Raw genomic sequence first — 26,485 nt, forward strand, 5'->3', positions numbered from 1 at the left:
CTGATCGCATGCAGTTCGAACCCGGAGATCGGCGTCGCCGTCTGCCGCGGCATCTGCGTCAGACTGATCCGGCGCCTGAGGTCTTCACGTATGCGATCCGACCGGCCACGGCGCGCGATCTGCCCGACATCCGGGAGATCTACAACCACTACGTCGCGAACTCCGCCGTCACGTTCGACGGCAAGCCCAGTACGCACCGCTACTGGCGCGACAAGCTCGCGACGCTCACGAAGCTCGGACTGCCGTTCCTCGTCGCAGCCTCGCCATCGGGGAACGTGCTCGGCTATGCGCTCGTCTCGCCCTGGCAGGGCAAGAACTCGTATCGGTACACCGCCGAGGACTCGATCTACCTGGGGCCGGGTGCCGGCGGCAAGGGACTGGGAACCGCGCTGCTGCAGGCGCTGATCGACGCCTGCGAGGCCGTCGGGCTGCGCGAGATCATGGCCGTCATCAGCGACAGCAACGCGGAGGCATCCATCCGGCTGCACCAGCGTCTCGGATTCGTCGAGGTCGGGCGCCTGGGGAAGGTCGACTACAAGTTCGGTCGACCCATCGGATCGGTGTACCTGCAGCGCAGGCTCACACCGAAGGGGCGGCGCTGGGGCATGCGACCGGCCCGCTGATCAGTTCTCGCGCTGCGCGATCACAGGGATCGCGGCGAGAAGCGCCTGGGTGTACGCCTCGCGGGGACGCAGCAGCACGTCATCGGTCGTTCCCTGCTCGACCACGTGACCGTCCCTCATGACGATGACGGCGTCGCAGAGGTTCTGCACGACGCCGATGTCGTGCGACACCAGCAGCAGAGTGAGATCCTCGGTCCGCGTGAGTTCGGCGATCAGCTGCAGGATCTGCGCACGCACGGTGACGTCGAGCGCTGACATGGGCTCGTCGCCGACGAGGATGCGCGGCCGGTGCACGATGGCCCGCGCCAGCGCGATCCGCTGACGCTGCCCGCCCGAGAACTCGTGCGGGTAGCGGTCCGCCATCTCGGCGTCGAGTCCCACCTGGCCGAGGACCTCGCGCACGCGCGCGCGGCGATCGCCCTCGATCCCGAGCGCCCAGAGCGGCTCGCCGATGATCCGACCGGCGCTCATCCGCGGGTCGAGCGACGCGTAGGGGTCCTGGAACACCAGCCCCGTGATCCGACGAAGCCAGTGCAGCGAACGGGCGGATGCCGCGGCATCCACTCTCCGGCCGTCGATGTCGATGGTGCCGGAAGTCGGATTGTCGAGCCCGAGCAGCAACCGGACGAGGGTGGACTTGCCCGACCCCGACTCTCCGATGATGCCGACCGAGGATCCGGCCGCGATGTCCAGATCCGTCGGGTGCAGCGCCGTGGCTGTGCGGGCGCGCTCGAACACGGTCCGCTTCGGCACCGCGAATTCGCGGCTCAGCCCACGCGCGCGGATCAGGGCGTCGGACCGGTCGGCATGACGGCTCATCGCGTGCCTCCGCCCGGTCGCCACAGCGTTGTCGTGGCATCGCGCAGCAATCCCTGCGTGATGGGGGAGGTCGGTGTGCTCAGCAGCGTCGATACGGGAGCGGACTCGACGACCCTGCCGTGCTCGAGGACGACGCCGTGCGTGGCGACCCGGGCGAGCACGGCGAGATCGTGGGTGATGAACACGAGAGACATCCCCTCGTCCTGGACGAGCGAGAGCATCAGCTCGAGGATCTCCGCCTGGATGGTGACGTCGAGCGCGGTGGTCGGCTCGTCGGCGATCAGCAGCCGAGGACGGCAGGCGAGCGCCATCGCGATCGCCACGCGCTGGCGCTGCCCGCCGGAGAGCTGGTGCGGGTATCGTTTGACGATCGACTCCGGCTCAGGGAGCCGAACCCGCCGTGCCTCATCGACCGCCCTGGCCGCGGCTTCCCGACGCGATGCACCGGTATGGATGCGGAGCGACTCGGCGATCTGGCGCCCGACGGTACGGATCGGGTTGAGTGCGGTGCGCGGCTCCTGGAACACGATGCCGATGTCGTCGCCGCGGAAGTGCGCCAGCTCTCGGTCCGGCATCCCCAGCAGTTCGGTGTCGCCCCAGCGGATGCTCCCGCTCGCGATGGCGCCCGCCGGGAGCAGGCCGAGAATCGCGAGGGCGGTGAGCGACTTGCCGGATCCGGACTCTCCGATCAGGCCGAGTCGACCCCCGGGCGGCACGTCGAACGAGATGCCGTCGATCACGCGTCGTCCGTCGATCTCGACGATGAGGTCGGTCACGGTCAGCCGCGCGGCGGCACGGGATGGAGCACTCACGCGACGACCTCCGGAACATGCACCTCGGCGGCGCGATGCGCCAGAGTCGGATCGGTCGCCTCGCGCAGACTGTCGCCGAGGAGGTTCAGACCGAGCACCGTGAGGGTGATGGCCAGCCCCGGCCAGATCACCGACAGCGGATGGATGCTGATGTAGCGCTGAAGATCCGCCAGCAGGATGCCCCAGGAAGGTTCGACGACACTGGCGCCGAACCCGAGATAGCTCAGACCCGCCTCGGCGAGCACGGCGACCGCCATGGACCAGGAGAGCTGCACGATGAACACCGGGGCGACGTTCGGCAGCAGATGACGCGTGAGGTTCTGGGTCGCGGTGAGACCGGACGCGCGGCCGGCGAGTACGAAGTCGCTCTGCTGGACGCGACGCAGCTCGGGTCGCGTGACGCGGGCGATGTTCACGCCGAACCCGATGCCGACCGCCCAGATCACGACCCAGAGCGATCCGCCCCAGACCGAGGAGATCATCATCGCGATGATGAGCACGGGGAAGGCGATGAGGATGTCGACGAGCACCGCGATCGTCTCCCGCATCCAGCGAGCGGTGAGCGCCCCAAGCGCGGCGAGCGAGACGCCCACCAGCGTCGCGACGATCGCGGCCCCGACACTGACGAACGCAGTGGTGCGGGCGCCGGTCATGATCAGGCTGAGGATGTCGCGTCCTGTGCCGTCCGTGCCGAGCAGGTGCGGCCAGCTCGGCGTCGCCCAGCGGTCGGTCAGATCGGTGGACAGCGGGTTGAAGGGCGTCCAGAACAGCGAGATCAGGGCGGTGAGCGCGATCACGAGGACGACGACGATGCCGAAGCGGCCGGTTGCCGACCGCCACAGCGCGCGCAGCCACTGCGGCGTCATGCGGCCTCCCGCTGTCGAGGGTCGACGATGTGGTGGACGAGATCGACGAGGAAGCCGACGACCAGCACGAAGCCGGTGAGGACGAGCAGTTCGCTCTGCACCTTGATCAGGTCCCGTGTGCCGACGTCGGCGACGAGCATGCGCCCGATACCGGGCAGCGTGAACAGCTGTTCGATGACCACGGAGCCGACGATGATCCCGGCGACCTGCAGTCCGAGCACGGTGATGATCGACAGTCCGACCGCGGGGATGCCGTGCTGCACGAGCGCACGGTTGCGGCTGAGGCCCTTGGCGGCGGCGGTGCGGACGAAGTCCTGACCGGCCGCCTGGAGCGTCGCGCTGCGGACGAACCGCAGCAGCATGGCCCCCTCGACGATGCCGATCGTCAGAGCGGGGAGGATGAGTGCACGCAGCGCCTGCCACGGCTCCGCCCACCCGTCTCGGGGGAATCCCTGTGCGGGCAGCCAGCCGAGCCAGATCGCGAAGACGACGATCAGCATCATGCCGGCCCACACGACGGGGACGGCGGCGAGCGCCTGCGCCGCGACGCTGAGACCGGTGCCCGTGGCGCGCCCGCGCAGCACGGCCGACAGGATGCCGAAGGGCACGGCGATCAGCAGGGCGATCACGAGCGAGAGGATGCCCAGCGGCACGGTGACCTGAGCCTTCAGCGCCAGTTCCTCGCCGACGGATGCCCCCGACAGCAGCGACGTGCCGAGGTCGCCACTCAGGATGCCGCCGATCCAGTCGAGGTACTGGGTCGCGAGCGGGCGGTTCAGCCCCAGCGACTCACGGAGCTGATCGACCTGCTCAGGGCTCGCCTGCGTTCCGGCGATGAGCTGCGCGACATCACCCGGAAAGACGCGCAGCGTCAGGAAGATCAGCACGCTCGACACGAGGAGCCCCGCGATCAGCAGGGCTCCTCGGGTGAGCGCGTATCGCAGCATGCGATGATCAGTCGGCGGCGACCGTCACGCCGGACAGGTTGATGCGCGAGTTGATCGAATCCTGCGGGAATCCCGACACGATCGGGCGCAGGGCCGTGATCGTCTCGCCGTTGTACAGCCAGTCTGCCGCATGCTCCTCTGACACGATGCGGGCGGCCTCGGCCAGCAGCTCGGCCGACGCGTCGGCGTCGACCTCGGCGAGAGCCTCGGTGTACAGCGCCTGCACTTCGGCGTTGTCGTATCCGAAGTAGTAGTCCGGGTTGGCGAAGTTGCCGAAGTCGCGCGGCTCGACGTGCAGCACGAAGCTGAGGTCGTAGTCCTTGTTCGTGTAGACGTCTTCGAGCCAGGTCGCGAACTCGACGGGCTCGACGTCCAGCGTCACTCCGACATCGGCGAAGTCCGAGATCAAGACCTGGGACACCGTGGTGCCGTAGAAGTTCGGGATCGTCAGCGTCAGCTCCAGGTCTTCCTGGCCGGCCTCGGCGAGCAGTTCCTTGGCGCGCTCCGGGTCGTAGGGAGCGATGTCCGAGAGGTCCTCGAAGCCCGGGTCCAGTTCGGGGATCGGACCGTACAGCGTCTGGCCAGCGCCGACGGCCTCGACGAGCGCGTCGTGGTCGATGGCCAGGCGCAGCGCCTCGCGCACCCGCACGTCATCGAGCGGCGCTGCGGCGTTGTTGAACGCGAGAGTCGCCTTGTCGGTGGTGCTGCCGGTCGTCAGCGAGAACTCGCCGGACTCCTCGAGCTGCGGCGCGAGGTTGGGGTCGACGGCGGTCAGCACGTCGAGGCTGCCGTCCAGGGCGGCGTTGACGCCGGAAGTGAAGTCCGGGATGTACTCGAACACGACCTCGGCCACGCCGGCTGCCTCGCCCCAGTACGTGTCGTTGCGCGCGAAGGTGATCGAGGATCCCTTGCTCCAGCGTGTCAGCGTGAACGGGCCAGTGCCGTTCTCAGCGGTCTGCAGGTCGGTGGCGTCGCCGGAGCGGAACACCAGTCCGCCAGGACCGGTCAGGGCGAACAGGAAGTTCTGGTTCGGTTCGGTCAGCGTGATCACGACCGTTGCGGCATCCGGCGCGGTGATCGAGGCGACCTGGGCGAAGTCGTCGTGCCCCTGCAGGGTGGCGTCCGTGCGCACAGCCTCGTAGGAGGCCACGACATCGGCGGAAGTCAATGCTTCACCGGTGTGGAACAGGATGCCCTCGTTGAGGGTGAACGTGTACGTCAGACCGTCTTCGGACACGTCGTACTCCGAAGCCAGACGCGGTTCGATCTCGTTGGTCTGGGTGCGCGTGACCAGGCCCTCGTAGATGTTGTCGATGAGGATCTGTTCGAGCGCCGCCCCCGAGGTGTGGCGGATGTCGAGGTTGGTCGGTTCGAGTACGAGTCCCACCGTGAGCGTGGCTTCGGGGTCGGGTTCGCCGACCGAGGTCTCGACCGGTTCGGGCGAACCGGTGCACGCGGTCAGCACGATCGCGGCGGCGGCCAGAGCGGAGACGGCGCCGAGGCGGCGTCGGGTGCGGGTGAACATGAGTGCGGGTCCTCTCAGCCGGCGGTGCTGTGTGCCGGGCGGGTCGAGCCTATGGTGCTGTGGGTACCGGGAGGGGAACGTCGGAATGCACTGTCACATTCCGTCCGGCAGATGGGCGCGGATCTGAGCCGCCAGGCGGCCGGGTGCGGTCTCCTGAACGTTGTGGGTCGCGTCGATCTCGACGATCTCGGCGTGGGGGAGCCGGGACCGGAAGTCGTCGGCGTCCTGTGCGGTGACATAACCGCGTTCGGCGCGCACCAGGGTGAGCGGTGCGGTCACTCCGGAAAGGTCATCCCAGCCGGTCGCATTCAGAACGGCCCCGGGTGCGGGCTGTGCCGCCTGATCAGGCGCCGCGAAGACCTGCGCGGCGAGGTGTGCGAAATGATGCTTCCACTCCACGCGGCCGTCGTCTCGGATGCGGGAGTTGAAGAACACTCCGCGTTCGGTGTCCTCGCGGGACCCGCCCAGGCCGAAGGCCATCGCGCGTTCGACGAGTTCGTCACGGCTCGCGAATTCCGCGACGCGGAAGAATTCGCGCAGCTCGGCGGGCCCGCCCGACGCATCGATGCCCGGTGTGATGTCGACGATGATCACGTCGCTGACGAGCTCGGGGTGCGTGCTGGCGAGTGCTGCCGCCGTGAGTCCCCCCAGCGACTGTCCGACGACCACCACCGGCGTACTGGTCCAATGCGGCAGCGCTTCGGCGATATCGGCGGCGAGGTTCCTCGGCGAATAGTCGAGATCGTCGCGCCACGACGAGTCGCCGTGCCCGGCGAGGTCGACTGCGAGCGCAGGCCTCTGCAGGTGCAGGATCGTGGTGTCCCAGGTGTGGGCGTTCAGCCCCGCGCCGTGGAGGAGCACAACCTGCGGCTCGGTTTCCCCGAAGCGCAGTGCGCTGAGGACTCTGCCATCTGCGAGTGCGAACTCCACGCGGTCGGCCGCGGGGACGGGAACGGCGACGCTCAGGGCCTGTGCGGGAAGGTAGCGGAACTCGCTGGTGTCGGTCGGCACGTTCCATATTCTCCTCTGTGCGGCAAGGCCGGCGAAATTCCGGAGCGATATGGCAAGTAATTGGTGGCGGTGATTGTTGATGTGCTCTTCTGGCGTGGTGATTTGATGTCACTTTGCGTTTCACTCGATCGGAGTGACGGACCGGAAAAGTCTTAAGCTGGAACCATGACCGAGACGCGCGTGCACCTGTCCAGGACCGAGCCTGCCGCCTACCAGGCGCTGGATGCCTTCTCCAAGACCGTCGGCGAGATCTGTGCCGCGAACGGCATCGACGATCGTCTGAAGGAGATCGTCATGATCCACTGCTCGCAGCTCAACGGCTGTGCCTACTGCACGCGCATCCATGTCGACCGCGCGCTCGCCGCCGGGCTGGACGCCGACGTGCTCACTCAGATCCCGACCTGGCGGGAGAGCGGCGTGTTCAGTGATCGGGAGCGGGCTGCGCTGGAACTCGCCGAAGCTTTCACCTTCATTCACGAGGACGGCATCCCGGATGACGTGTACGACACGGTCGGCAGCGTCTTCACGGAGAAGGAGTACGCGGCGCTGAGCTGGGCCTGCGTATCCATCAACGCCTTCAACCGCATCGTGGTGGCAGGCCGCTACCCGGTCCCGCCGCGCGGCGGTCAGGGGCAGGCGTGATCGTGCTCGCCATCGACGGCGTATGGAATGCGCGCGACGTCGGCGGCATCCCGACCGCAGGCGGTCGCGTCGCAGCCGGGCGGCTGATGCGATCGGCGAACCTGGCAGGGATCACGAGCGAGGGCGCGCGCGAGCTGAGCGCGCACGTCGATCACATCGTCGACCTTCGTGCCGATGACGAGGTCGCCATGGAGCCGTCGGCGGTGCAGGGCGTGGAGACCACGCACCTGCCGCTGTTCCTGGGTTCGGTCGCCTCGTTCTTCGAAGAGGACACCAGCCTCGACGATCTGTACACCCACCTGCTCGAGCAGAGTGGCGCGCGCCTGGTCGAGGCGCTGCGCATCATCGCGCGCGGCGGACGGACGCTGGTGCACTGCACGGTGGGCAAGGACCGCACAGGGGTGACGATCGCCTTGGCGCTGGATGCCGTCGGTGCGGACCGTGAGGCGATCATCGCCGACTACGCGTTGACCGAGTCCCAGCTGCCGGCGGAACGGAACCGTCGCATCACCGACTACCTGCGATCACAGCATCCGGATGCCCAGCACGTGGTGGCGCTGGCGACCCAATCGCCCGCGGCGGTCATGCGCGCCCTGCTGTCCTCGATCGACGACCAGTGGGGTTCGACACCCGACTACCTGCGCGCGCAGGGGATGACGGATGCCGAGCTCGCCGCTTTGCGTTCGGCACTCGTCGACGTGGATGGTGGGCAAGGTTAGGCAACCCTTCATCGAGTGATACGATGGAGACATCATGAGCAGCACCTCCGTCGAGTACCGATCCGCACGCGCCGAGCGCCGTGCGGCTCGCCAGCGCTCGCACCACCTGGTGACGGCCGATGAGAACTCGCTCGCGGATCTCGAGGTTTTCCTCGCCACGCTGCCGCTGTGCGCGACCGGCAGGATTTTCGTCGAGGTCGCCGATCAGGCCGACATCGGCATGCTGCAGGCCCCGCCGCGCATGACAGTGACGTGGCTCGCGCGCTCGACCCGTTCGGGTGCTCCTGGCACCGGGCGCGGATGCGCACCCGGCCAGGCGCTGTCGCGAGCGACCTGCGCCTGGGCGGACGAGATGCTCTGCGACGAAGGCACGGCGACGAACATCACGCTGCTCGGCGGCTACCTCGGCACAGCGGACATCGTCGAACACCTGACGATCGGCCTGAGCGTCCCGGCATCGTCGATCCACGCGCCCGAGCAGTTCGGACTGCTCCCCATCGACCGCTGAGCTCAGCGCTTCGGGCGGCGCACGTAGTTGCCGTCTTCCAGTCCCGCTTCGATCTCGAAACGGTTGCGCAGCGGGTCACGTCCGGCGAACAGGTACAGAACCGGCATCAGGAATCCGTAGCGCAGCCATTGAGCCTTGTGCACAGCCTCGTGTCGCAGGATGGCATCGCTCGGCTCCCTTTCGCCGGTGAGGAAGCATCCGCCGACGCACACGCCGCCGCGATTGAACGTCCACGACGGCATCCCGCGGAAGACCCACAGCCCGTGCCGGCGTTCGACGCGACCGGTACTCCACAGTGTGCCCCACGTCCAGCCGACGGCCGTGCCCCAGAGGTACCCGAGGCGGCTGATCGGAGAGCGCAGCAGCACCGAGGGGATGCGGCGGTCGAACCTTCGACCGCTCTCGAGTTCGGCCTGAGCGCGTGCCTGCCAGCCGGCGGGCGGGGTCCGATTCATGCGACGGCTCCGACGAGCCGCAGCAGCGTTCCCAGATCCTCCACGGCGTCCACGGGCGAGCGCGGTGCGAAGCCGGAGATCGTCGCGCCGGCGAGCGGGACGCGTTCGCGCAGGCGGCGCAGCGCCGTGCTGAGCTCGGCGGCGCTCACGCCGAAGGGCGCGGGGCTCGAGACGCCGACGATCTCGGAGGGGTCCAGCACATCGACGTCGATGTGCACCCAGACCCGTGTCGCGCCGGTCTTCGCGATGGCGGCGGCGAGCGACTCCGGGTCGGACAACGAGGAGGAGGAGATCTGGGTGAGACGCCCCAGAGGGGGCTCTTCCGCGGCATCCACAGCACGGGCGCCGACGACGACGATCCGCTCGGGAGGGATGCCGGGGGAAAGCACGAGCTGCGGCTCTCCTTCGCCGAGCACGGCGCGCAGCGCCATTCCGGAGAACGCTCCGGATGGCGAGGTCTCCGGGGTGTGCAGGTCGGGGTGTGCGTCGCACCAGACGACGGCGAGGTCTTCGGTGCCGCCGTCGAGTGCGTCGAGCGCGGCGACGGTGATGCTGCAGTCGCCGCCGATGAGGACGGCGCCGGGTTCGAGATTGTCTCGGACGAGTTCGCGCACGCGCTGAAGGGCGCTGAGGCGATGCACACCGGTTCCGAGCGACTCGCCCGCTTCGAGCGGGACGTCGAGGACCGTGGTGGCGGCGCGGGGGAGGTCACCGGCGATGGCCGCGGCTCCGTCGGTGAGCAGCATCGCGCGGGCGGCAGGGGAGCCCTGCCACTGCGGCACGACGAGGAAGTGGGCCATATCGACCTCCGGATGGGAAAAACGCGGATGCTCCGGACCGCCGGTCCGGAGCATCCGCCTGGAATCAGGACCCGAGCTGGCCCTGCGAGGTGCCGCCGGCCTTGAGCTCGGCCAGACGCGCCTCGACCTCGGTGAGCTCGCCGAGGTCGTCGAGGCTCTCGAACTGGGCGTCGAGGCTGGACGCGGCCAGCTCGACCTTGCCCTGCGCGATGGCCTCCTGACGGCGGACCTTGTCCTCGAACCGGCCGAGTTCGCTCGTGGGGTCGAGCACGTTGATCGAGGAGACGGCGTCCTGCACCTTGGTCTGGGCCTCGGCGACCTTCGCGCGCGCGAGCAGCTCGCTGCGCTTCGCCTTGAGCTCGCCGAGCTTCTCCTTCATGCCGTTCAGGCCGCTCTTGAGCTTGTCGACGATCTCGGTCTGAGCCGCGATGGTCGGCTCGGCCGTCTTCGCGTCGCGCTCCTCGCTGATCTGACGCTGGAGCGCGATCTTGGCGAGGCTGTCGAACTTGTCGGCATCCGGGGTGTTGCCCGCGGTGCGCAGCTCGTCGGCCTTGCGGCTCGCAGCGAGCGCCTTGTTGCCCCAGTCCTTCGCGGCCTGGACGTCTTCCTCGTGGTCGCGCTCGAGCAGACGCAGGTTGCCGATGGTCTCGGCGATCGCCGCCTCGGCGTCCGCGATGCTGTTCGTGTAGTCGCGCACGAGCTGGTCGATCATCTTCTGCGGGTCCTCGGCGGAGTCGAGAAGCGAGTTGATGTTCGCGCGGACGAGGGTCGAGATTCGCCCGAAGATGGACTGCTTTACCATGGGTGATTCCTTTCGGTTGGTCGTTGACGTCGTTCAGGTCTGCGGATGCCGGGTCAGAAGCGACCGCCTCGGGATCGTCCGCCACGCGAGCCGCCGCGCGAACTCCCGCGCGAGCCGCCGCCGAAGCTCGACGGCCGGTGGCCGCGGCTGCTGCTGCCTCCGCTGGAGCGCCAGCTGCTGCCGCCGCTCCAGGAGCCGCCTCCGCCTCCTCCGCCGCCGCCCGCGAACAGGCCTCCGAGGATGCCTCCGAGAATGTCGCCGCCGATGCCGCTGTCGCGGCTGTAATTTCCGCCGTACCCGGTGCCGTAGCCCGTGTCGAAGGGGTTGCCCGGCGCCCAGGACTGCACTTCGCTCTCGGCGGTGGCGATCGCTTCGGAGGCGAGATTGTAGGCGCGGGTCGCGCGCTCGATGGCGAAGGCCGGATCGGTGGCCTGCGCCGCGACCGCCTCACGATACGCGGCGTCGGCCTCGGCGAGGCGTGTGCGAGCGGTCGCGCCGATCGCACCCCGGCGGGTCATGATGTAATCGCTCGCGGCCGAGATCTGCGCCTGCGCCTGCATCAGCCGCTGCTGCAGCGTCCGTGCGGCGCGCTGAGCCTGCTCGGCGGCATCGCGCATCTGCGCCAGCGCCGCGTCGATCTGCGTGTTCGCATCGGCCAGGGTGTCGACGATGCGCTGCGGGTCGCGGCCGGTCCTGCTCAGCGCTGCGTTCGCCTCATCGACGCGGGTGCGCGTACCGGCGATGAGCGGGGCGATCACCCCCGTCGCATCCGGCGCCTGTGCGGCGGCGGCCAGGTCGGCTTCTAGGTCGGCGATCAGCGCCTTCGCCTGGTCCTCGATCGCGGCGAGACTCGTGCCGAGCGTCGTCACAGCGGCGGCGAGCTGTTCGGCCTGCACGACGGCCTGCTCCGCGGTGCGGATGGAGAAGGCGGCTTCGCCTCGCCGGCTGTCGGCGATGAGGGTCGTCGCCTCGGAGATCTCGGTGTCGGCGAGAGCCAGTCGCTCTGCGGCCTGAACGGGGTTCTCGGAGACGGTGCGGAGAGCGGCGGCATCGTAGGTCGCGGCCAGCTCCGCCACGGCGCCGGGCAGCGCCGAGACGACGGACTGCGCTTCGTTGCGACGCACCTGCACGCGCTGCAGGGCGGCAGGCGCCTCGGCCTCGACCTTGCGCAGCTCCTCGAACGTCTCGATGTTGTCATCGAGCAGTTCGTCGGCTGCTGCGCACAGCTGGATGATCTGGATGTGCCAAGCGCGGCGCTGCTCGGCGGAGTCCTCGTTCTCATCGTCGAGCTGCTGCTTGAGCGCGAACGCCTCGGCGATCCTGGTCTTCGCCTGGTCCACCACCTGGGTGAACTGCGCAGTCGACTCCTCCCCGAACTGGGCAACCGCGAAGCCCAGCTCTTCCCGACTCGACGTGATCGCGTCGTCGGCTTCGACCAGTGCGCGGCCGGCCTGACGTTCCAGATCGGTGTCGCTCATGCCCGAGAACGGATCGTTCGGATCTGGAATGGCCGGTTGCGCGCCGCGGGACTTCTTCTTCGCGCGGGCGACCAGCCAGATGATCAGCGCGACCACAGCGGCGGCGATCAGAACGAACAGCAGGATCCATCCGGCGTTCGACGGTCCGGGGAAGGCGTCGGCGGCCGAGATGATCGCTCCGTCCCAGTCGCCGTCGCCCAGACGATCCTCGACCGCCTGGGAGACGCTGTCCAGCTGGCTCTCGCTCAGCGGCCCCTCGCCGTCGGCGGAGAGCGCGTACTGGCGGGAGTCGACCGCGATCGCGAGCAGATACTGATCCGCGCCCAGTCCGTTGTCGATCGCCGTCTGATCCGCCCATTCGACGCTGTCGGACGGATTCGTGAACTCATCGACGATCACGACGTAGAGGTCGCCGGCGGCCGCTTCGCTCAGCGTGTCCAGCCGGGCGTTCGCCGCGTTGAGTTCTGAGGAGCTGAGGGCGCCGGCTGCGTCGGTGACGAATCCGGCATCCAGCGTCACGGGCGGCGTCGCCACGGCGCTCGACGCGAGGAAGCCGGAGGCGAGCACCGCCACGATCATCCCCAGGATGATCGTCATCCGTGACCGCATTCTGCTCCCTCCGGTGGGACCCTGGGCCCCCGCTGAGCACGAGTCTATTCACTGACGTGAACCGAGGGTACCGACTGTACGGAAACAGTCTGTGTCGTCGCAGGGAAGCTGTTCGCCCACACATACGCTGGAAGGCATGGACGACAGGTACGGTGCCGATGTGCTCGCCAAGGGGTGGCGCGAGCGTGCGGCGAAGCAGATCCCTCAGGTTCCGGCGGAGGCGGACCTCGTCGTGGAGGTCGCCGACGACGGGTTCTGCGGCGCGGTGACGAAAGTGCAGTCCGGCACGGTCGAATTGGAGGATTGGAAGGGCCGCAAGCGGCTGTTCCCCCTCGGGGGCGGGTTCCTCATCGACGGCCAGCCCGTCAGACTCGTCCCGCTTGCGCCGAAGGAGAGGGGGCCTCGGCGGACGGCATCCGGATCCTTCGTCGCAGCGGACCAGCGCGCCCGTGTGGCGCTGCCGAGCCGCATCCTCGTCGAAGGCCGCCACGATGCCGAGCTCGTCGAGAAGGTGTGGGGAGCCGACCTGCGCGTCGAGGGCGTCGTCGTCGAATACCTGCAGGGCGTCGACCTGCTGGACGATCTGCTCGCGGCCGAGCCACCCAGTGCGAAGCGCCGTTACGGTGTGCTCGTCGACCATCTCGTCCCCGGATCCAAGGAGTCGCGCATCGCGAATGCCGTGGCCCGAGGACCCCACGGCGCGCACGTCCGCATCGTCGGCCACCCGTATGTCGACGTGTGGCAGTGCGTGAAGCCGGAGTCGCTGGGCATCCCGCGCTGGCCGGAGATCCCGCGCGGTATCGAGTGGAAGGTCGGCATCTGCAAGGCGTTCGGGTGGCCGCACGAGGACCAGGCGGACATCGCTCGTGCCTGGCAGGCCATTCTGAGCAAGGTCACGACCTACCGCGACCTCGAGCCGACACTCCTCGGCCGGGTCGAGGAGCTGATCGACTTCGTCACCGCGCCGTGAGGCGCGGCGCGGGCCCCGGTTACCCTTGACATATGCCAGAGCCCCGCACTTTCCGCGATGAACCCGTCTCCTTCGTCCGTCGCAGCGGACGCATGTCGGAGGCGCAGGAGCGGGCGTTCGAGGAGCTCGCCGGGCACTATCTGCTCGAGGTGCCGCGAGATGTCGCTTCGACGAGTGTTCACCCGGACGCGCGGCTCGATGTGGCAGCCGAGTACGCCCGCGACGCGGCACTGATCGTCGAGATCGGATCGGGTCAGGGCCACGCGATCGTCTCGGCCGCGGCATCCCGTCCCGGCGACGACTTCCTCGCGGTCGAGGTGTTCCGTGCAGGGCTCGCCCGCACCATGCTGGATGCCGACAAGGCAGGCGTCCGCAACCTGCGCCTGGTCGAGGCGAACGCGCCGGAGGTGCTGGCGACCTACCTTCCGGAGGGCAGCGCGTCGGAGGTCTGGGTGTTCTTCTCCGACCCGTGGCACAAGAAGCGGCACACGAAGCGCCGGCTGATCCGCGATGGATTCGGCGCGACGGCGGCCAGGGCCCTCGCCGATGACGGTGTGCTGCGTCTGGCCACCGACTGGGAGGACTACGCGCGGCAGATGCGCGAGGTCCTCGATGCCGAACCGCTGTTCGAGCGCGCCTTCGAGGGGGAGTGGGCGGATCGCTTCGAGGGTCGTGTCATGACCGCCTTCGAGCGCAAGGGCATCACCAAGGGACGCGAGATCCGCGATCTCACGTATCGGCGCAGGCCGCGCGCGTGAGCGCTGCCGGCGTCGCGTTTCGGTGGGCGATCGCGCCTGCCGCGCTGGTATGCCTGGCGGCTCCGGCTTTCTTCGTCGTGCAGTGGGCCTGGCTCGGCTGGGTGCTGCTGGCCGCCGGTGTCGGGGCGGCGTGGGCGATCGAACGACGTGCCGTGACGGCATCCGCGCCCTCGCTCGCACGCGATCTGTCGCTCATCGCGATCGGGATGCTGATCGTCAGCGTCATCCCCCTCGCGGCGGAGCTCGACAACCTCGCCATGCTGCGCTTCACGCTGGCACTGGGCGGCGCCGTCCTCGTGCCGTACGTCATCTCGCGGTACGTCTACCGCGACCGCGCGATCTCGTTCCCGTGGCGCACGGGCAAGCGCTGGGGACGCCTGCAGTGGGGCTGGCTCATCGCCGTCCTGGCGCTGGGCTGGCTGATCCTGCCGTTCTACTTCATCACCAGCGGCGTCTACCAGAACTGGCCGGTCGTCGACACGCCGGAGCTCATCGTCCGCCTGTTCGTCGGCGTCGGCGCCGTGGGCATCTGGGACGAGCTGTTCTTCATCTGCACCGTATTCGCTCTGCTGCGCCGCCACTTCCCGGATGCTGTGGCGAACATGCTGCAGGCCGTGGTGTTCGTATCGTTCCTGTGGGAGCTGGGCTATCGCGAGTGGGGCCCGCTGCTGACGATCCCGTTCGCCCTGCTGCAGGGGTTCATCTTCCTGCGCACCCACTCGCTGGCGTATGTGGTCACCGTGCATCTGCTCTTCGACGCCGTCGTGTTCGCCGTGCTCGTGCATGCCCACAATCCGGGATCGCTGCCCATCTTCCTCGTATAGATAAGCTCGTCTGCAGTGACACGGGGTGCCGCCTGCGCGGCTGAGATCACACCCGTCGAACCTGATCTAGCTCGTACTAGCGAAGGGATGTCGCGATGCACACGCACGCACTCACCGAACCCGTCCATCCGTCCGCGCAGCTGCGCACCGAGCGCGGAGGGCTCGCCCTGGCCGCCGCGGCGACCGGCACAGCCTTCGAGTGGTACGACTTCTTCCTCTACGGCACGGCGGCCGCTCTGGTGTTCCCCGCAGTGTTCTTCCCTGCGCAGGAGCCGATGATCGGCATTCTGCTGTCGTTCGCCACGTTCGCGACGGGTTTCATCGCCCGCCCGGTCGGCGGACTGCTGGCGGGATCGCTGGGCGATCGCTTCGGACGGCGCCCGGTGCTCACGGCGACGCTGTTGATGATGGGACTCGCCACCGCATGCATCGGCGTATTGCCCGGGTACGCGCAGATCGGTGTGTTCGCCCCGTTGGCACTTGTCGCCCTGCGATTCGTGCAGGGCTTGGCGGCCGGCGGGGAGTGGCCGGGCGCCGTGCTGATCGCGCTGGAGCATTCGTCGCGTCACCGCGGGCTGCGCGGCGGGATCGTCGCTGCGTCGCTGTACTGCGGTCTCATCCTCGGCAATCTCGCCTTCGTCGTGGTCGTCGCGCTGCTGGATGAGCAGGCGCTGCTCGCCTGGGGGTGGCGGGTGCCGTTCCTGGCGAGCGTCGTGCTCGTCGCGGTCGGCCTGGTACTGCGGCATCGGGTGGGGGAATCCCCGGAGTTCCTCGCCCGAGACGCGAAAGAGCAGCCGCGGCGTCCGCTGCGCGAATCTCTCGGCGCTCCCCGGAACGTGATCGCCGCCGTGCTCGTGCGGACCGGTCAGAACGCCTGTTTCTACACCATCACGGTGTTCTGTCTCGGGTACGCGACGGCGATGCTGGGGTTCTCGGCGCACGCAGCGCTGACCGCACTGCTGATCGCAGCAGCGCTCGCCGCCGTGATGTGCCCCGTCTGGGGTGCGCTGGGGGAGCGGCTCGGCATGGCGCGGCTCACCGCATGGAGCCTCGGCGGCCTCGGCGCGCTGGCCGTGCCGCTGTTCCTCGTCCTGGACAGCGGGAACGCTGTGGCCATCGTCGGGGTCGTGGCCGTGACGATCGGCATCGTGAACGCGGCGGCCGACGGTGTGCAGCCGCTGTGGTTCTCCGGCCTCTTCCCGCCGCGTCGCCGCTACACGGGGATCTCGGTCGGCCGCGAGATCGCGGGTGTCATCGGCGGTGGTCTGACGCCACTCGCGGCCACAGCCCTGGTCGCGTCGACAGGGCATTGGTGGCCGGTGGCCGCGATCATGATGCTCGCCGCCGCACTCGGCGTCGTCGGCGCAGCGATCGCCCGTCCGATCGATGAGCCGATTGCGGGCTCGGGGCACACGGAACGGGCGAAAGACGACAGAATCAGAGCATGATCATCGCAGGCCTCATCCTCGCGGCGGCCGCGGCCGCATTCCACGTCTTCATCTTCGCGCTCGAGTCACTGCGGTGGATGGAGCCGGCGACTCGAAAGGTGTTCGGGGTGGCCAGCGAGGCGGATGCCCGGACGATGAAGCCGTTGGCGTTCAATCAGGGCTTCTACAATCTGTTCCTGGCGTTGACGGCCTTCCTCGGCGTCGGGCTGTACATCGTCGGGTCGACGGTCGTCGGACTCACCCTGGTGTTCGCCGGCACAGGGATGATGCTGGCAGCCGCGCTCGTGCTGATCCTGTCCGATCGGTCCAAGGCGCGCGCCGCGACGATGCAGGGTGCACTGCCGCTGCTCGCGATCGTCGCGACGGCGATCGGCGTCGGGATCGCCTGAGCACCGTCAGCGCGCGGCCTGCTGCAGGTCGTCGAACAGCGCCATGACGGCGGGGCCCATCTCCATCTGGGTCAGTACGATCCGGAAGGATCCGTCCTGGTCGATGAAGAAGTCCGTGCCCAACCCGCCGGACCAGCCGTAGCGTCCGGCGTGCTCGCCCGCAGTGACGACGGCGACGCCGAAGCCCCATCCGAGACCGTCCCAGAACCCGGGGAAGAAACTGTCCGGCGTCTTGAGCGCCTCGGGCACCTGATCCGTGCGCAGCAGAGCGAGCAGCGCCGGGTCGACGAAGCGTTCGCCGTCGACGGTTCCGCCTGAGGCGAGCATCCGTGCGAACGCCGCATAGTCACGGGCGGTCGAGACGAGTTCGGCATGACTGACGTCGAACGGGGCGGGGCCGACGTAGAAACCACCGGCGCGCGGTTCGATCTCGAAGAGCACTCCCTGCGCGTCGCGTCCGTGCGCAGCGGGCAGCCGGTCGGCCTTGTGCGGTGGCACGGTGGACGACGTGTCCACCATTCCGAGCGGTTCGAACAGGTCGGTGGTCAGGTGCTCGTCGAGCGGTCCGCCCGTCAGCCGAGACAGCAGGATGCCGAGGAGACCGAACGAGTGGTGATAGCGCCACCCGTTGCCCGGCTGGAACGCCAGCGGGAGTTCGGCGAGTGCATTCAGCCAGTCCTGGGCTCCCAACTCGACCGCGTCCTGGGACGCCTCGGTCCGGTTGGCGATCATGGCGTCCTTGAGCGGTGACGGCATCGCGAGCATGCCGTAGCCGGACGTGTTGGTCAGCAGATGGCGCACGGTGATCGGGCGGTTCGCCGGTTCGGTGTCCGTGAGGGGCGAGGTCGGTGTCCGGAGCACGCGCCGATCCGCCAACTCGGGAAGCCACCGCTCGATCGGGTCGTCCAGGTTCAGGTGGCCGTTCTGGACAAGGCGCAGGGTGGCGACCGCAGTGATCGCTTTGGTCATCGACTGGATGCGGACGATCGCGTCGTCGGCGAGGTCGCCGGCTGTGGTGATGTCCAGTCGTCCGTCTGCGGTGCCGTCCGCCACGATGATTCCCGGCGCGGTGCCGCGAGCGATATGGTCGTCCAGCAGGCGGGTCAGCTCGGTCATGAGTTCTCGCTTCGACGGGTGACGGGTTGGCGGAGGATCGTGCGGCGCTTGGCCGGGTCGCCCCGCCGAGGGTCACTGAGATAGATCTCGTGGTGCCGCCCGGTCATCGACAGAGCATGCTGCGGAATGAACTCGTCGTGCATGCGCTCGAGCAAGGCGGCCTCGTCATCGTAGGCCCCCACGTGCAGCGTCTGCACGCACAGGCCTTCCTCGAGCGTCTCCAGGCGCACCTCGCTGATCCGCGCGGCCGGGTTCTTCGCGGATGCCGTCGCCACGGCATCCGCGAACATGGCGTCGTCGATCCAGTCCGGCTGCATGAGCAGGAGAGTCCACGACCACTGCGACTTGTCCCGGGCGCTCGTGAACGATGCGTGGTCTTCGGCCCACCACAGCCCCTCCAGCGGCATGACGACGAAGTCGCGGCCGAGTTCGCGTCTGCTGGTGAACTTGAGCGTGTACGCCACCGGGTACAGCGCCTCGACGGCGGTCGCGAACTCGGGTGCGGTGTTCGGATCCCCTTGGCCGTCGATGAGGAGGTACTGCAGCGGCGGAACCTCGACGACGCGGAACGCGCCCTTGCGAGCCCGGTAGACGTCGAGAGACTTCTTGAAGTCGATCTTCTCGCTCATACGGCCATCATGCCGAGTCCGGTGCGTCAGCGCACGAAACCGGCTTGGACGCGACCGCCGGCGCGTTCCAGTTCGACGGCGACAGCATCCGCAAGACCGACGTGATCCCCGCGGAGCAGCGGTTCGGCCAGGGCATCGGTGCGCGCGCGGTCCCAATCCCGCAGCCGCCGTGGCAGGTATTTGCCCGTTCCGATCCACTGACGGTGGGTCAGGAGCATGAGTTCGGATGTCCGCTCGAACAGCGTCGCCGCCAGCACCTGGCGCTCGAGCGGATCTTCGGCATCGCGCAGATCATCGAGTACGTCGGTGATGACGTACCGCCGCGTGGTGAGATCCTCGTCCGTCGGAGACGGGCCTGCGGCCAGAACCGGGGTCCATCGTGCGAGGAGCTGGTCCAGTGCCGAACCGGAGCGGATCGCGGTTCCTTCCACGAGCATGTGCACGATGACCGGACGGTGCTGCGCCACGCCGCGACGTGCCCAATCGTCGAACCCCTCCGGCGTGTAGGCGAACACCTCGAAGATCTCGCCCCGGTGCGCGTACGTCGCCGCCATCGCCGTGCGCGAATCGTCGAAGAGCGCGTCGCCGATCAGCAGCAGGTCGATGTCGCTCGTGCCGGTGCGCTCGCCGCGTGACGAGCTGCCGCCGATGACGGCGACCTCGGCATCCGGGAAGTGCTCGGCGACGAAGCTCTCGGCGACGACCGCGTAGTCGTCGGGAGTCACAGCCATTTCTTCCACTTGAATGCGGCGTAGAGGCCGACACCGACGCCCAGCATGAGCAGAATCGCGAACGGATAGCCCCATGCCCAGTGCAATTCCGGCATCACGTCGAAGTTCATGCCGTAGACGCTGCCGATCAGCGTCGGGGCGAAGAGGATGGCGGCCCACGCCGAGATCTTCTTGACCTCGTCGTTCTGGATGAGACCGAGTTCGGTCATGCGGCGCACCTCGTCGTTCTGCCGCTGCGCGACCAGGGTGGCATTCAGGCTCAGCGCGTTCTCGAGAATCGCGCGGAACGAGTCGGCGCGCTCGACGATGCGCAGCGTGTGGTCGAGCACGTCGCGAAGGCTCCGCTGCAGCTCGATGTCGACCTCGTACTTGTCGGAGCCGCGGCGCAGAGCCTCGACCATCTCGATGAGAGGACGCGTCGCGCGCTGGAAGTTGATGACCTCGCGGGAGAGCTCGTAGATGCGTCGGGACACGGCCTCGTCGCCGGCGAAGATCTGATCCTCGATCTCATCGATGTCGTTCTCGAGACCGGCGATCACGGGGCCGTACTCGTCGACCACTTCGTCGAGGATCGCGTACAGCACGGCCTCAGGGCCCATCGCCAGCAGCTCGGGCGTCGCTTCCAACCGTCGCCGCACGATCGCGAGGCTCGGCGACTCGGCGTGCCGGATCGTCACGACGAAGTCCTTGCCGACGAAGATGTGCAGCTCACCGAACTCGACCACCTCGGTGGCGTCCAGATAGCGTGCAGGGCGCAGCACCACGAAGAGCGTCTCGCCGTAGCGCTCCAGCTTCGCGCGCTGGTGGCCGGACAGCGCGTCTTCGACCGCGAGCGGGTGGAGCGAGAACTCCTCCGCGATGGAGTGCACCTCTTCAGCGCTCGGACGATACAGCCCGATCCACGCCATCCCGGCGTTCTCGCGCATGGTCTCGTACGTGTCGGTCAGGTTGCCAGGGGCGCCGGTGCGGCGTCCGTCGACGTATACGGCGTTGTCGATGAGTGCGGTCATGATTCACCTCGATCAGGGGCGTTCGACGCGACGCCGAACGACGTCGCGGTGGGGCGCGCATACGCGCGTTCACGCCACCGCCTGCGTGCGAGGATCAGCGCATCGAGATGCCGACCAGCGAAGCATGAACGGTGGCGCGGCGACTATCACTGGACATCGCGCATCACCTGCTTTCGGGTCGGTCGAGGGCCGGTTCGGCCTTCTGAAGGGTACACCACGGTCCTGGTGCGGCTGAACGCCCAGACCACTGCGGCGGCGGCCAGTACCGCGATGAGCAATCCGATGATGTGCAGCCACAGCGAGACGACACCGCGTTCGGGCAGCAGGAAGCCGTACGGGACCCAGCCGTCCGTTACCCCTCGCACGAGCACCACGATCAGCCACACCAGGGGATAGGGCAGCACGATCCAGATCATCCGCCAGGGAAGAGGCCTGCGATCCGGGGAGAAGATCCAATCGGCCAGGACGATGATCGGCAGCGCGATGTGAAGGGCGGCGCTCACCCAGGGCGGTGCGGATCCCGTTCCGGGCACGAGGACGTTGTAGACCACGCCGACGATGATCAGATAGGTCGTCGCGACGGCACGGATGCCCACAAGCCCGTTGCTCATCGACCGGCCGCGGAGCATCGAGACTCCGGCGACGATCAGCACGACAGCCGTTCCCAGGGTGGTCTGGTTGGTGAAGTAGCCGAAGTAGTCGAACGGATTGGTGTCCCCGACCGCGATGCGCAGTGCGTACGCGTACAGCAGGATTCCGATGGTGACGGTGCCGACGATCACTCGCGCGACTCCGATGGCAGGCGGCGCGATCGAAGAGGACACGGCGTCAGCATAGGCGGTGAGGCCGGTCCTGCCCCGTCCCGATGCGGACTTCCGCACCCGCAGGTGACATCCGCGCCGATGCGCGCCAGACTCGTCGCATGGCTGCCTGGGTGCTGCACGTCGATATGGATCAGTTCATCGCCGCGGTCGAGGTGCTGCGTCGTCCCGAGCTCGCGGGGCTTCCTGTGATCGTCGGCGGGCGGGGTGATCCGTCCGAGCGGGCGGTCGTGTCCACGGCATCCTATGAGGCGCGCGCCTTCGGTATCGGCTCGGGGATGCCGTTGAAGATCGCTGCGCGCAAGGCGCCGCCGGACGCGGTCTTCCTGGCGGTCGACCATGAAGCATACGAACAGGCATCCCGCGAGGTGATGACGACTCTGCGCTCTCTGCCCGGTGTCGTGCTGGAGGTCATCGGCTGGGACGAGTGCTTCCTCGGGGTCGAGACGGACGATCCGGACGCTGTCGCACGCCGCGCACAGGAAGCCGTGCACGAGGCGACGGGCCTGCACTGCTCCGTCGGCATCGGCGACAACAAGATCAGGGCCAAGATCGCGACCGAGTTCGGCAAGCCTCACGGGGTGTTCCGACTGACTCGGGAGAACTGGTTCGAGGTGATGGGGGAGAAGTCCACGCGCGACTTGTGGGGCGTCGGCCCCAAGGTGCACAAGCGCCTCGCCGAGCATGGGATCACCAGCGTGCGGGAGCTGGCGGACGCGGACGAGAGCGAGCTCGTCGCCGAGTTCGGTCCGAAGATGGGCGTCTGGTATCACGGGCTCGGGTCGGGAATGGGCCCTGAGGTCGTCGACGACACGCCGTGGGTCGCTCGCAGTCACAGCCGTGAGACCACGTTCCAGCAGAACCTCACCACACCAGCCGAGGTCGAGCAGGCCGTGCGCGAGCTGGCCGGTGAGGCGTTCGAGGACTGCGCGGCCGAGGATCGGCCGGTGATCCGCGTGCATCTGAAGGTGCGGTACGCGCCGTTCGAGACGAAGACGTTCGGACGCAAGCTCACGGCGCCGACGATGGACCGCGATGATGTCGTGGCGGCTGCCGTCGCGCTCGCCGCGACCCTCGATCAGGAGCGAGAGGTCCGGCTGCTGGGCGTTCGGGCGGAGATGGCGATGCCGTCCGGCGGGGATGCTGTCGAGCGGACGCCCGTCCGAGGCAGGATCTGATCGCCGTAACCCGCCCGTGACGCGGAGGATGCGCCCCCGCAACATCTCCTGCCTAACGTTCTGAGCACGCAACGCGAGGCGCCGCGCGCCAGGAGGAGTGAAGACGAGATGATCTCGAAGCAGGATGCCGGTGAGCTGATCGATGAACGGCGCGGCCGAGCCGGACTGAGCTGGCGGGTACTCGCCGAACGACTGGGCGTCCCGCACGTGTGGCTCGCGGCAGCTGTACTGGGAATGCACCCGGTCCCTCGTGCGCAGGCCGAAGCACTGGGCGAGGCACTGGAACTCGAGGACGAGCTGGTCGCGGCGCTGATCCGACAGCCCAATCGCGCCCCGGCATCCGAGGTGTCCAGCGATCCGACGATCTACCGATTCCACGAACTGGTGCAGGTCTACGGTCCCGGGCTGAAGTCGCTGATCCATGACGAGTTCGGCGATGGGATCATGAGCGCGATCAACTGCAGCGTGTCATTCGATCGCGTGCCGCATGCAGACGGCGACCGCGTCGTGATCACGATCGACGGCAAGTTCCTGCCCTATGCGTGGGTGTCGGGGACCGACTGAGGACCCTTGCGCGTTTCGCCTCTTTGGCGAGACGCTGGGGCGATGACGATCTCGGAGACCGACCTTGTCCATCTGCGGCGATGCGTGGATCTCGCGCGTGAGGCGCTCGAGGACGGCGACGAGCCGTTCGGGTCTGTCCTCGTGTCCGCCGACGGAGAGGTGCTGTTCGAGGATCGCAATCGCGTGAAGGACGGCGATGCCACGCGGCATCCGGAGTTCGAGATCAGCCGCTGGGCCGCGGCGCACCTGACTCCGGCGGCACGTGCGGATGCCGTCGTCTACACGTCCGGCGAGCACTGCCCGATGTGTTCGGCCGGCCACGGCTGGGTCGGGTTGGGCCGGATCGTCTACGCCGGCTCGACCGCGCAGTTGCTGGCCTGGGCGGCCGAGCGCGGTGTCCTGGCGGGGCCGGTCGCCCCGCTGGCGATCCAACAGGTCGTGCCGGATGCCGTGGTCGACGGCCCGGCGCTCGACTTCGCGGACGAACTGAGGGGACTGCACGAGCGGCGGTGGGAGCGCGACGGCGTGTAGCGGTCACGCTCCCACCGGGGCGGTCAGAACTTCAGCAGCACCTTGCCGATGCGGCCCGCGGTGTTGCTCGCGCGTACGGCGTCCGCGGCATCCGCGGCGTCGAAGGTTCCGGCGACCGGCAGCGTGAGCGTTCCGTCGGAGACGCGCTGGATCAGCTCTCCGAACAGAGCGCCGCGGGTCGCGGCTTCCATCGTCTGGCTGACCTTGCTGCCCCAGAAACCCTTGACCGTGGCCTGCTTGAAGATCACGTCACCCGAGGAGATCTCCATGACGGGGGAGCTCATCGCTCCGAAGGCGACGAGGGTGGCGTTCTCGGCGAGCAGCGACAGCACGTGACCGGATGCCGCGCCGCCGACCGAGTCGACACCGGCGACGATCGGGGCGCCGCCGGTGAGCTTCGCCGCCTGCTCGCGCCAGTCGTCCTGGTCGGTGGAGATGACGTTCTCGATGCCCTGCGAGCGCAGTTCCTCGACGCCTTCGGTGCGGCGGACCAGTCCGAGGACGTTGACGCCGCGAGCCTTCCCGAGCTGCGCGAGCATCCGGCCGACGGCACCGTTCGCGGCATTCTGGACGATCCAGTCGCCCTCGTCGACCTCGAGGAACTGCAGCAGGCTGATCGTGCTGAACGGCATCGAGATCAGCTGAGCGGCGGCCTCATCCGGGAGGGACTCCGGCACGGGGATCAACCCCGCTGCGCTCGTGACGATGTACTCGGCCCAGGCGCCGAAGGTTCCGCCGCTGGCGACGCGTTGGCCGACGGACAGGTTCTCGACGCCTTCGCCGAGGGCGTCGACGATGCCGACGGCCTCGGTTCCGGATGCCGCGGGCAGCTCGGGCGTGAAGCCGTACGTGCCGCGGATGGTCCACAGGTCGTGGTTGTGGATGGGGGACAGCAGGATCCGCAGCCGCACCTGGCCGGGTCCTGGTTCGGGGAGCGGGCGATCCTCGAGGACGAGGACGTCCTCCGCCGGGCCGAACGTGTGGTGGATGAGAGCGCGCATCAGTCCTCCGAAACCGTGATGACGACGTCGATGTTTCCTCGCGTCGCGTTCGAGTAGGGGCAGACCTGGTGCGTGGCATCCGCCAGCGCCTGAGCCTGATCGTGCGGAAGGTCGGGGATGACGACCTCGAGCTGCACGGCGAGCCCGTATCCGCCGGCGCCGTTCGAGCCGATCTGCACGCGCGCACCCACCGAGGAGTCGGTGATCGACACCTTCTGCGCGCGGGCGACGCTCTGCAGTGCGGAGTGGAAGCAGGCGGCATAGCCGGCGGCGAACAGCTGCTCGGGGTTGGCGCCGTCGCCGGAGCCGCCCATCTCCGCAGGGACGGCGAGGCTCAGCTCGAGTCGTGCATCGCTGGTGGCGACGCGGCCGTTGCGGCCGGCGCCGGTGGCGAGGGCTTCGGCGGTGTACAGGGCTTCCATCGTGTGGATTCCTTCCGATTGTCAGTTGGTGCTGGCGGGTGCGACGGCCTGCAGCAGAGCGGTCAGCTCCTGCAGCTCGGCGATCAGGCGGCGACGGTGGGCATCGTCATGGATGCCCGCGAGCTCGGCGACCTGCGCGCGTACGGGGGCGAGCTCGGTGCGCAGCGCGCGGCCTTCTTCGGTGAGCTGGATGGTGACGACGCGTTCGTCGGCCGCACTGCGGGCTTTCGTGACGAGGCCGGCCTGCTCGAGGCGACGAACGAGAGGGGAGAGGGTGCCGGAGTCGAGCTGCATCGCATCGCCCAGGGAGCCGATCGTCTGCTCGCCTTCGCTCCAGAGGACGGCGAGGACGAGGTATTGCGGGTACGTGAGCTTCCACGGCGCGAGCAGAGTGCGATAGGCCGTCGTCGTCGCGCGCGCCGCCGAGTAGAGGGAGAAGCACACCATCTCGTCCGTGATGCTCATGATGTAATGATTGCACGCAATTAAGTTGTGCACAATTCATTGAGGACGAAGACGCGCGTCGCACGTGTCTCGGATACGCGAAGAGGGCCGTCCGGATGGACGGCCCTCTTCGTCGTGAATGTGCCCCCGACAGGAGTCGAACCTGCGACCTACGGTACCGGAAACCGGCGCTCTATCCACTGAGCTACGGAGGCGTACCGAACGACGATATCACTGCTGGGGCACGGTCTCCGACCCGACCGGCACAGGCGCCAGGTCGCCGCCAAATTCTGCGAGCGCCTCGACGACCTTTCCCGCGAGGTACTGGTGACCTGCGGTCGACGGATGCTTGCGTCCCAGGTCGACGTCGATGACGTCGAGATAGTTCTCCGGCGTGATCCATTCGGCCCCGATGGGCGAGATGTACCACCAGCCGCGTCCGGCAGCGAGTTCGGCGAGGTCGACATCGATACGCGCTGTGCCTTCGCCTACGGGCAGCTCGTGCGGGGCGGGGCCCAGCACCACGATCGCGGCATCCGGATACAGGCTCGCGAGAGCATCCCACGCGGCGTTGACGGCTTCGCGATAGCCGGCCTCGCCCTGCAATCGATCGTTGATCGATCCCTGGATGATCACGAGATCCGGATCGAGCCCGGGGTTCAGCGCGGCGATGCGCTCGCCGAAGGCGGGACCGTCGAGCCCTGGCTTGAGATAGCCGCTGCCTCGGACTCCCTTGACGACGGATTCGCCGTTCAGCAGGCCGCCGAGCAGATACGCGTACCCGTGCGTGAACGGGGCGGCGGCGGAGCCGTAGGTCCACGAATCGCCGAACACGAGCACCACCGGATGCTCCGGCAGTGCGAGGGGCGCGGGCTCGGCGACCATGGCGGCATCTCCGGCACCGACGGGGGCCGCTTCGGGCAACGGTGCCCACGGCCGCCACAGGCCGAGAAGCACCGCGGAGACGGCCACCAGGCCCAGTGCGCAGAAGGCGAGAACGCGCCCTCGATGCGCGCGGGAAGCCAGGTTCATG

General features: G+C 68.3%; 31 protein-coding genes, 1 tRNA gene and 1 riboswitch. Of the genes, 12 read left to right on the forward strand and 20 right to left on the reverse strand.

Annotated elements, in window-relative coordinates; genetic code table 11:
• Positions 1-8 precede the first annotated feature (8 nt).
• Positions 9-623, forward strand: coding sequence for a GNAT family N-acetyltransferase (locus ACFCYE_RS06185; protein WP_376177263.1), 615 nt, complete (start codon positions 9-11; stop codon positions 621-623).
• Here the strand turns inward: ACFCYE_RS06185 and ACFCYE_RS06190 are convergent, their stop codons facing one another.
• The 6 genes from ACFCYE_RS06190 to ACFCYE_RS06215 form a co-directional block, all read right to left on the reverse strand.
• A complete protein-coding gene (locus tag ACFCYE_RS06190; RefSeq protein ID WP_376177264.1) occupies positions 624-1,442 on the reverse strand; it encodes an ABC transporter ATP-binding protein in 819 nt (272 codons plus the stop codon).
• Complete coding sequence (locus tag ACFCYE_RS06195) at positions 1,439-2,254, reverse strand: ATP-binding cassette domain-containing protein (protein ID WP_376177266.1); 816 nt, start codon at positions 2,252-2,254, stop codon at positions 1,439-1,441. The genes ACFCYE_RS06190 and ACFCYE_RS06195 overlap by 4 nt, the downstream gene beginning before the upstream one ends.
• Positions 2,251-3,120, reverse strand: a complete 870-nt coding sequence (locus tag ACFCYE_RS06200) for an ABC transporter permease (protein WP_376177267.1) — start codon at positions 3,118-3,120, stop codon at positions 2,251-2,253. The genes ACFCYE_RS06195 and ACFCYE_RS06200 overlap by 4 nt, the downstream gene beginning before the upstream one ends.
• On the reverse strand, positions 3,117-4,067 hold the full coding sequence (locus ACFCYE_RS06205; protein WP_376177269.1) for an ABC transporter permease: 951 nt from the start codon (positions 4,065-4,067) through the stop codon (positions 3,117-3,119). Before ACFCYE_RS06205 ends, ACFCYE_RS06200 begins: the two co-directional genes overlap by 4 nt.
• Before the next feature lie 7 nt (positions 4,068-4,074).
• Positions 4,075-5,592 carry an ABC transporter substrate-binding protein gene (locus ACFCYE_RS06210; RefSeq protein ID WP_376177271.1) on the reverse strand — a complete coding sequence of 506 codons (1,518 nt, stop codon included), beginning with the start codon at positions 5,590-5,592 and terminating at the stop codon, positions 4,075-4,077.
• A 93-nt stretch (positions 5,593-5,685) separates the two neighbouring features.
• Positions 5,686-6,603 (reverse strand): alpha/beta fold hydrolase, encoded by a 918-nt coding sequence (locus tag ACFCYE_RS06215; protein WP_376177273.1) that lies wholly within the window; start codon positions 6,601-6,603, stop codon positions 5,686-5,688.
• Positions 6,604-6,768: 165 nt separating this feature from the next.
• On the opposite strand from ACFCYE_RS06215, the gene ACFCYE_RS06220 reads away from it, so the two are divergent.
• From ACFCYE_RS06220 to ACFCYE_RS06230, 3 genes are read left to right on the forward strand one after another with little or no spacing between them, the layout of a single operon-like run.
• Positions 6,769-7,245: a carboxymuconolactone decarboxylase family protein gene (locus ACFCYE_RS06220; RefSeq protein WP_376177274.1), complete on the forward strand. Its 477-nt coding sequence runs from the start codon at positions 6,769-6,771 to the stop codon at positions 7,243-7,245.
• A complete protein-coding gene (locus ACFCYE_RS06225) occupies positions 7,242-7,964 on the forward strand; it encodes a tyrosine-protein phosphatase (protein WP_376177276.1) in 723 nt (240 codons plus the stop codon). Before ACFCYE_RS06220 ends, ACFCYE_RS06225 begins: the two co-directional genes overlap by 4 nt.
• Positions 7,965-7,998: 34 nt before the next feature.
• Positions 7,999-8,472, forward strand: coding sequence for an SIP domain-containing protein (locus tag ACFCYE_RS06230; RefSeq protein ID WP_376177278.1), 474 nt, complete (start codon positions 7,999-8,001; stop codon positions 8,470-8,472).
• Positions 8,473-8,474: 2 nt separating this feature from the next.
• Here ACFCYE_RS06230 and ACFCYE_RS06235 read toward each other — a convergent pair whose 3' ends face one another.
• From ACFCYE_RS06235 to ACFCYE_RS06250, 4 genes are all read right to left on the reverse strand, one after another.
• Entirely contained in the window at positions 8,475-8,927 is a 453-nt protein-coding gene (locus ACFCYE_RS06235; RefSeq protein WP_376177279.1) for a Fe-S oxidoreductase, read from the reverse strand.
• Positions 8,924-9,727 carry an arginase family protein gene (locus ACFCYE_RS06240; RefSeq protein ID WP_376177280.1) on the reverse strand — a complete coding sequence of 268 codons (804 nt, stop codon included), beginning with the start codon at positions 9,725-9,727 and terminating at the stop codon, positions 8,924-8,926. Before ACFCYE_RS06240 ends, ACFCYE_RS06235 begins: the two co-directional genes overlap by 4 nt.
• A gap of 64 nt (positions 9,728-9,791) precedes the next feature.
• A complete protein-coding gene (locus tag ACFCYE_RS06245) occupies positions 9,792-10,529 on the reverse strand; it encodes a PspA/IM30 family protein (RefSeq protein ID WP_376177282.1) in 738 nt (245 codons plus the stop codon).
• 53 nt (positions 10,530-10,582) lie between these two features.
• Positions 10,583-12,604, reverse strand: coding sequence for a TPM domain-containing protein (locus ACFCYE_RS06250; protein WP_376177284.1), 2,022 nt, complete (start codon positions 12,602-12,604; stop codon positions 10,583-10,585).
• A gap of 148 nt (positions 12,605-12,752) precedes the next feature.
• Here ACFCYE_RS06250 and ACFCYE_RS06255 point away from each other — a divergent pair, with 148 nt between their 5' ends.
• From ACFCYE_RS06255 to ACFCYE_RS06275, 5 genes are all read left to right on the forward strand, one after another.
• Complete coding sequence (locus ACFCYE_RS06255; RefSeq protein WP_376177285.1) at positions 12,753-13,586, forward strand: DUF3097 domain-containing protein; 834 nt, start codon at positions 12,753-12,755, stop codon at positions 13,584-13,586.
• Positions 13,587-13,618: 32 nt separating this feature from the next.
• On the forward strand, positions 13,619-14,344 hold the full coding sequence (gene trmB / locus ACFCYE_RS06260; protein WP_376177287.1) for a tRNA (guanosine(46)-N7)-methyltransferase TrmB: 726 nt from the start codon (positions 13,619-13,621) through the stop codon (positions 14,342-14,344).
• Positions 14,341-15,168: a type II CAAX prenyl endopeptidase Rce1 family protein gene (locus ACFCYE_RS06265; RefSeq protein WP_376177289.1), complete on the forward strand. Its 828-nt coding sequence runs from the start codon at positions 14,341-14,343 to the stop codon at positions 15,166-15,168. The genes trmB and ACFCYE_RS06265 overlap by 4 nt, the downstream gene beginning before the upstream one ends.
• Positions 15,169-15,179: 11 nt before the next feature.
• Positions 15,180-15,273, forward strand: a riboswitch (TPP riboswitch).
• Positions 15,264-16,616 carry an MFS transporter gene (locus tag ACFCYE_RS06270; RefSeq protein ID WP_376177290.1) on the forward strand — a complete coding sequence of 451 codons (1,353 nt, stop codon included), beginning with the start codon at positions 15,264-15,266 and terminating at the stop codon, positions 16,614-16,616. Its footprint overlaps the riboswitch before it by 10 nt.
• Positions 16,613-17,005: a DUF1304 domain-containing protein gene (locus ACFCYE_RS06275; protein ID WP_376177292.1), complete on the forward strand. Its 393-nt coding sequence runs from the start codon at positions 16,613-16,615 to the stop codon at positions 17,003-17,005. Before ACFCYE_RS06270 ends, ACFCYE_RS06275 begins: the two co-directional genes overlap by 4 nt.
• A gap of 6 nt (positions 17,006-17,011) precedes the next feature.
• Here the strand turns inward: ACFCYE_RS06275 and ACFCYE_RS06280 are convergent, their stop codons facing one another.
• From ACFCYE_RS06280 to ACFCYE_RS06300, 5 genes are all read right to left on the reverse strand, one after another.
• Positions 17,012-18,121, reverse strand: a complete 1,110-nt coding sequence (locus tag ACFCYE_RS06280) for a serine hydrolase domain-containing protein (RefSeq protein WP_376177294.1) — start codon at positions 18,119-18,121, stop codon at positions 17,012-17,014.
• Positions 18,118-18,750, reverse strand: a complete 633-nt coding sequence (locus tag ACFCYE_RS06285) for a GyrI-like domain-containing protein (protein ID WP_376177295.1) — start codon at positions 18,748-18,750, stop codon at positions 18,118-18,120. Before ACFCYE_RS06285 ends, ACFCYE_RS06280 begins: the two co-directional genes overlap by 4 nt.
• Before the next feature lie 26 nt (positions 18,751-18,776).
• Positions 18,777-19,481 carry a nucleotidyltransferase domain-containing protein gene (locus tag ACFCYE_RS06290; protein WP_376177297.1) on the reverse strand — a complete coding sequence of 235 codons (705 nt, stop codon included), beginning with the start codon at positions 19,479-19,481 and terminating at the stop codon, positions 18,777-18,779.
• On the reverse strand, positions 19,472-20,491 hold the full coding sequence (locus ACFCYE_RS06295; protein ID WP_376177299.1) for a magnesium and cobalt transport protein CorA: 1,020 nt from the start codon (positions 20,489-20,491) through the stop codon (positions 19,472-19,474). Before ACFCYE_RS06295 ends, ACFCYE_RS06290 begins: the two co-directional genes overlap by 10 nt.
• A 146-nt stretch (positions 20,492-20,637) precedes the next feature.
• The gene (locus ACFCYE_RS06300; RefSeq protein WP_376177301.1) at positions 20,638-21,315 is read right to left on the reverse strand and encodes a Pr6Pr family membrane protein; all 678 of its coding nucleotides are present in this window, start codon (positions 21,313-21,315) and stop codon (positions 20,638-20,640) included.
• 98 nt (positions 21,316-21,413) lie between these two features.
• Between ACFCYE_RS06300 and ACFCYE_RS06305 the strand changes: the two genes are divergently transcribed.
• The 3 genes from ACFCYE_RS06305 to ACFCYE_RS06315 all read left to right on the forward strand — a co-directional run bounded on the left by ACFCYE_RS06305 (position 21,414) and on the right by ACFCYE_RS06315 (position 23,585).
• Positions 21,414-22,490 (forward strand): DNA polymerase IV, encoded by a 1,077-nt coding sequence (locus ACFCYE_RS06305; protein WP_376177302.1) that lies wholly within the window; start codon positions 21,414-21,416, stop codon positions 22,488-22,490.
• A 108-nt stretch (positions 22,491-22,598) separates the two neighbouring features.
• The gene (cynS, locus tag ACFCYE_RS06310) at positions 22,599-23,054 is read left to right on the forward strand and encodes a cyanase (protein WP_376177304.1); all 456 of its coding nucleotides are present in this window, start codon (positions 22,599-22,601) and stop codon (positions 23,052-23,054) included.
• A 42-nt stretch (positions 23,055-23,096) separates the two neighbouring features.
• On the forward strand, positions 23,097-23,585 hold the full coding sequence (locus ACFCYE_RS06315; RefSeq protein WP_376177306.1) for a nucleoside deaminase: 489 nt from the start codon (positions 23,097-23,099) through the stop codon (positions 23,583-23,585).
• A gap of 23 nt (positions 23,586-23,608) precedes the next feature.
• Here the strand turns inward: ACFCYE_RS06315 and ACFCYE_RS06320 are convergent, their stop codons facing one another.
• The 5 genes from ACFCYE_RS06320 to ACFCYE_RS06340 form a co-directional block, all read right to left on the reverse strand.
• Complete coding sequence (locus ACFCYE_RS06320) at positions 23,609-24,586, reverse strand: zinc-binding dehydrogenase (protein ID WP_376177308.1); 978 nt, start codon at positions 24,584-24,586, stop codon at positions 23,609-23,611.
• Positions 24,586-25,008 (reverse strand): organic hydroperoxide resistance protein, encoded by a 423-nt coding sequence (locus ACFCYE_RS06325; protein ID WP_376177310.1) that lies wholly within the window; start codon positions 25,006-25,008, stop codon positions 24,586-24,588. The genes ACFCYE_RS06320 and ACFCYE_RS06325 overlap by 1 nt, the downstream gene beginning before the upstream one ends.
• 21 nt (positions 25,009-25,029) lie before the next feature.
• Positions 25,030-25,473: a MarR family winged helix-turn-helix transcriptional regulator gene (locus ACFCYE_RS06330; RefSeq protein WP_376177312.1), complete on the reverse strand. Its 444-nt coding sequence runs from the start codon at positions 25,471-25,473 to the stop codon at positions 25,030-25,032.
• Between the two features lie 121 nt (positions 25,474-25,594).
• A tRNA-Arg gene (locus tag ACFCYE_RS06335) sits at positions 25,595-25,667 on the reverse strand.
• Positions 25,668-25,683: 16 nt separating this feature from the next.
• Positions 25,684-26,484 (reverse strand): SGNH/GDSL hydrolase family protein, encoded by an 801-nt coding sequence (locus tag ACFCYE_RS06340; protein WP_376177314.1) that lies wholly within the window; start codon positions 26,482-26,484, stop codon positions 25,684-25,686.
• Between the last annotated feature and the right edge of the window lies 1 nt (position 26,485).

It is taken from the genome of Microbacterium sp. NPDC056234 (genome assembly GCF_042267585.1).
Taxonomy (GTDB): Bacteria; Actinomycetota; Actinomycetes; order Actinomycetales; family Microbacteriaceae; genus Microbacterium.

Coding starts and splice junctions, on each gene's coding strand:
- ACFCYE_RS06185 (WP_376177263.1), top strand. CDS start 9: ATGCAGTTCGAACCCGGAGATCGGCGTCGCCGTCTGCCGCGGCATCTG.
- ACFCYE_RS06220 (WP_376177274.1), top strand. CDS start 6,769: ATGACCGAGACGCGCGTGCACCTGTCCAGGACCGAGCCTGCCGCCTAC.
- ACFCYE_RS06285 (WP_376177295.1), bottom strand. CDS start 18,750: ATGAGCGAGAAGATCGACTTCAAGAAGTCTCTCGACGTCTACCGGGCT.
- ACFCYE_RS06270 (WP_376177290.1), top strand. CDS start 15,264: ATGCACACGCACGCACTCACCGAACCCGTCCATCCGTCCGCGCAGCTG.
- ACFCYE_RS06205 (WP_376177269.1), bottom strand. CDS start 4,067: ATGCTGCGATACGCGCTCACCCGAGGAGCCCTGCTGATCGCGGGGCTC.
- ACFCYE_RS06305 (WP_376177302.1), top strand. CDS start 21,414: ATGGCTGCCTGGGTGCTGCACGTCGATATGGATCAGTTCATCGCCGCG.
- ACFCYE_RS06320 (WP_376177308.1), bottom strand. CDS start 24,586: ATGCGCGCTCTCATCCACCACACGTTCGGCCCGGCGGAGGACGTCCTC.
- ACFCYE_RS06230 (WP_376177278.1), top strand. CDS start 7,999: ATGAGCAGCACCTCCGTCGAGTACCGATCCGCACGCGCCGAGCGCCGT.
- ACFCYE_RS06245 (WP_376177282.1), bottom strand. CDS start 10,529: ATGGTAAAGCAGTCCATCTTCGGGCGAATCTCGACCCTCGTCCGCGCG.
- ACFCYE_RS06250 (WP_376177284.1), bottom strand. CDS start 12,604: ATGACGATCATCCTGGGGATGATCGTGGCGGTGCTCGCCTCCGGCTTC.
- ACFCYE_RS06240 (WP_376177280.1), bottom strand. CDS start 9,727: ATGGCCCACTTCCTCGTCGTGCCGCAGTGGCAGGGCTCCCCTGCCGCC.
- ACFCYE_RS06290 (WP_376177297.1), bottom strand. CDS start 19,481: ATGGCTGTGACTCCCGACGACTACGCGGTCGTCGCCGAGAGCTTCGTC.
- ACFCYE_RS06190 (WP_376177264.1), bottom strand. CDS start 1,442: ATGAGCCGTCATGCCGACCGGTCCGACGCCCTGATCCGCGCGCGTGGG.
- trmB (WP_376177287.1), top strand. CDS start 13,619: ATGCCAGAGCCCCGCACTTTCCGCGATGAACCCGTCTCCTTCGTCCGT.
- ACFCYE_RS06295 (WP_376177299.1), bottom strand. CDS start 20,491: ATGACCGCACTCATCGACAACGCCGTATACGTCGACGGACGCCGCACC.
- ACFCYE_RS06280 (WP_376177294.1), bottom strand. CDS start 18,121: ATGACCGAGCTGACCCGCCTGCTGGACGACCATATCGCTCGCGGCACC.
- cynS (WP_376177304.1), top strand. CDS start 22,599: ATGATCTCGAAGCAGGATGCCGGTGAGCTGATCGATGAACGGCGCGGC.
- ACFCYE_RS06235 (WP_376177279.1), bottom strand. CDS start 8,927: ATGAATCGGACCCCGCCCGCCGGCTGGCAGGCACGCGCTCAGGCCGAA.
- ACFCYE_RS06275 (WP_376177292.1), top strand. CDS start 16,613: ATGATCATCGCAGGCCTCATCCTCGCGGCGGCCGCGGCCGCATTCCAC.
- ACFCYE_RS06200 (WP_376177267.1), bottom strand. CDS start 3,120: ATGACGCCGCAGTGGCTGCGCGCGCTGTGGCGGTCGGCAACCGGCCGC.
- ACFCYE_RS06340 (WP_376177314.1), bottom strand. CDS start 26,484: ATGAACCTGGCTTCCCGCGCGCATCGAGGGCGCGTTCTCGCCTTCTGC.
- ACFCYE_RS06255 (WP_376177285.1), top strand. CDS start 12,753: ATGGACGACAGGTACGGTGCCGATGTGCTCGCCAAGGGGTGGCGCGAG.
- ACFCYE_RS06210 (WP_376177271.1), bottom strand. CDS start 5,592: ATGTTCACCCGCACCCGACGCCGCCTCGGCGCCGTCTCCGCTCTGGCC.
- ACFCYE_RS06315 (WP_376177306.1), top strand. CDS start 23,097: ATGACGATCTCGGAGACCGACCTTGTCCATCTGCGGCGATGCGTGGAT.
- ACFCYE_RS06330 (WP_376177312.1), bottom strand. CDS start 25,473: ATGAGCATCACGGACGAGATGGTGTGCTTCTCCCTCTACTCGGCGGCG.
- ACFCYE_RS06325 (WP_376177310.1), bottom strand. CDS start 25,008: ATGGAAGCCCTGTACACCGCCGAAGCCCTCGCCACCGGCGCCGGCCGC.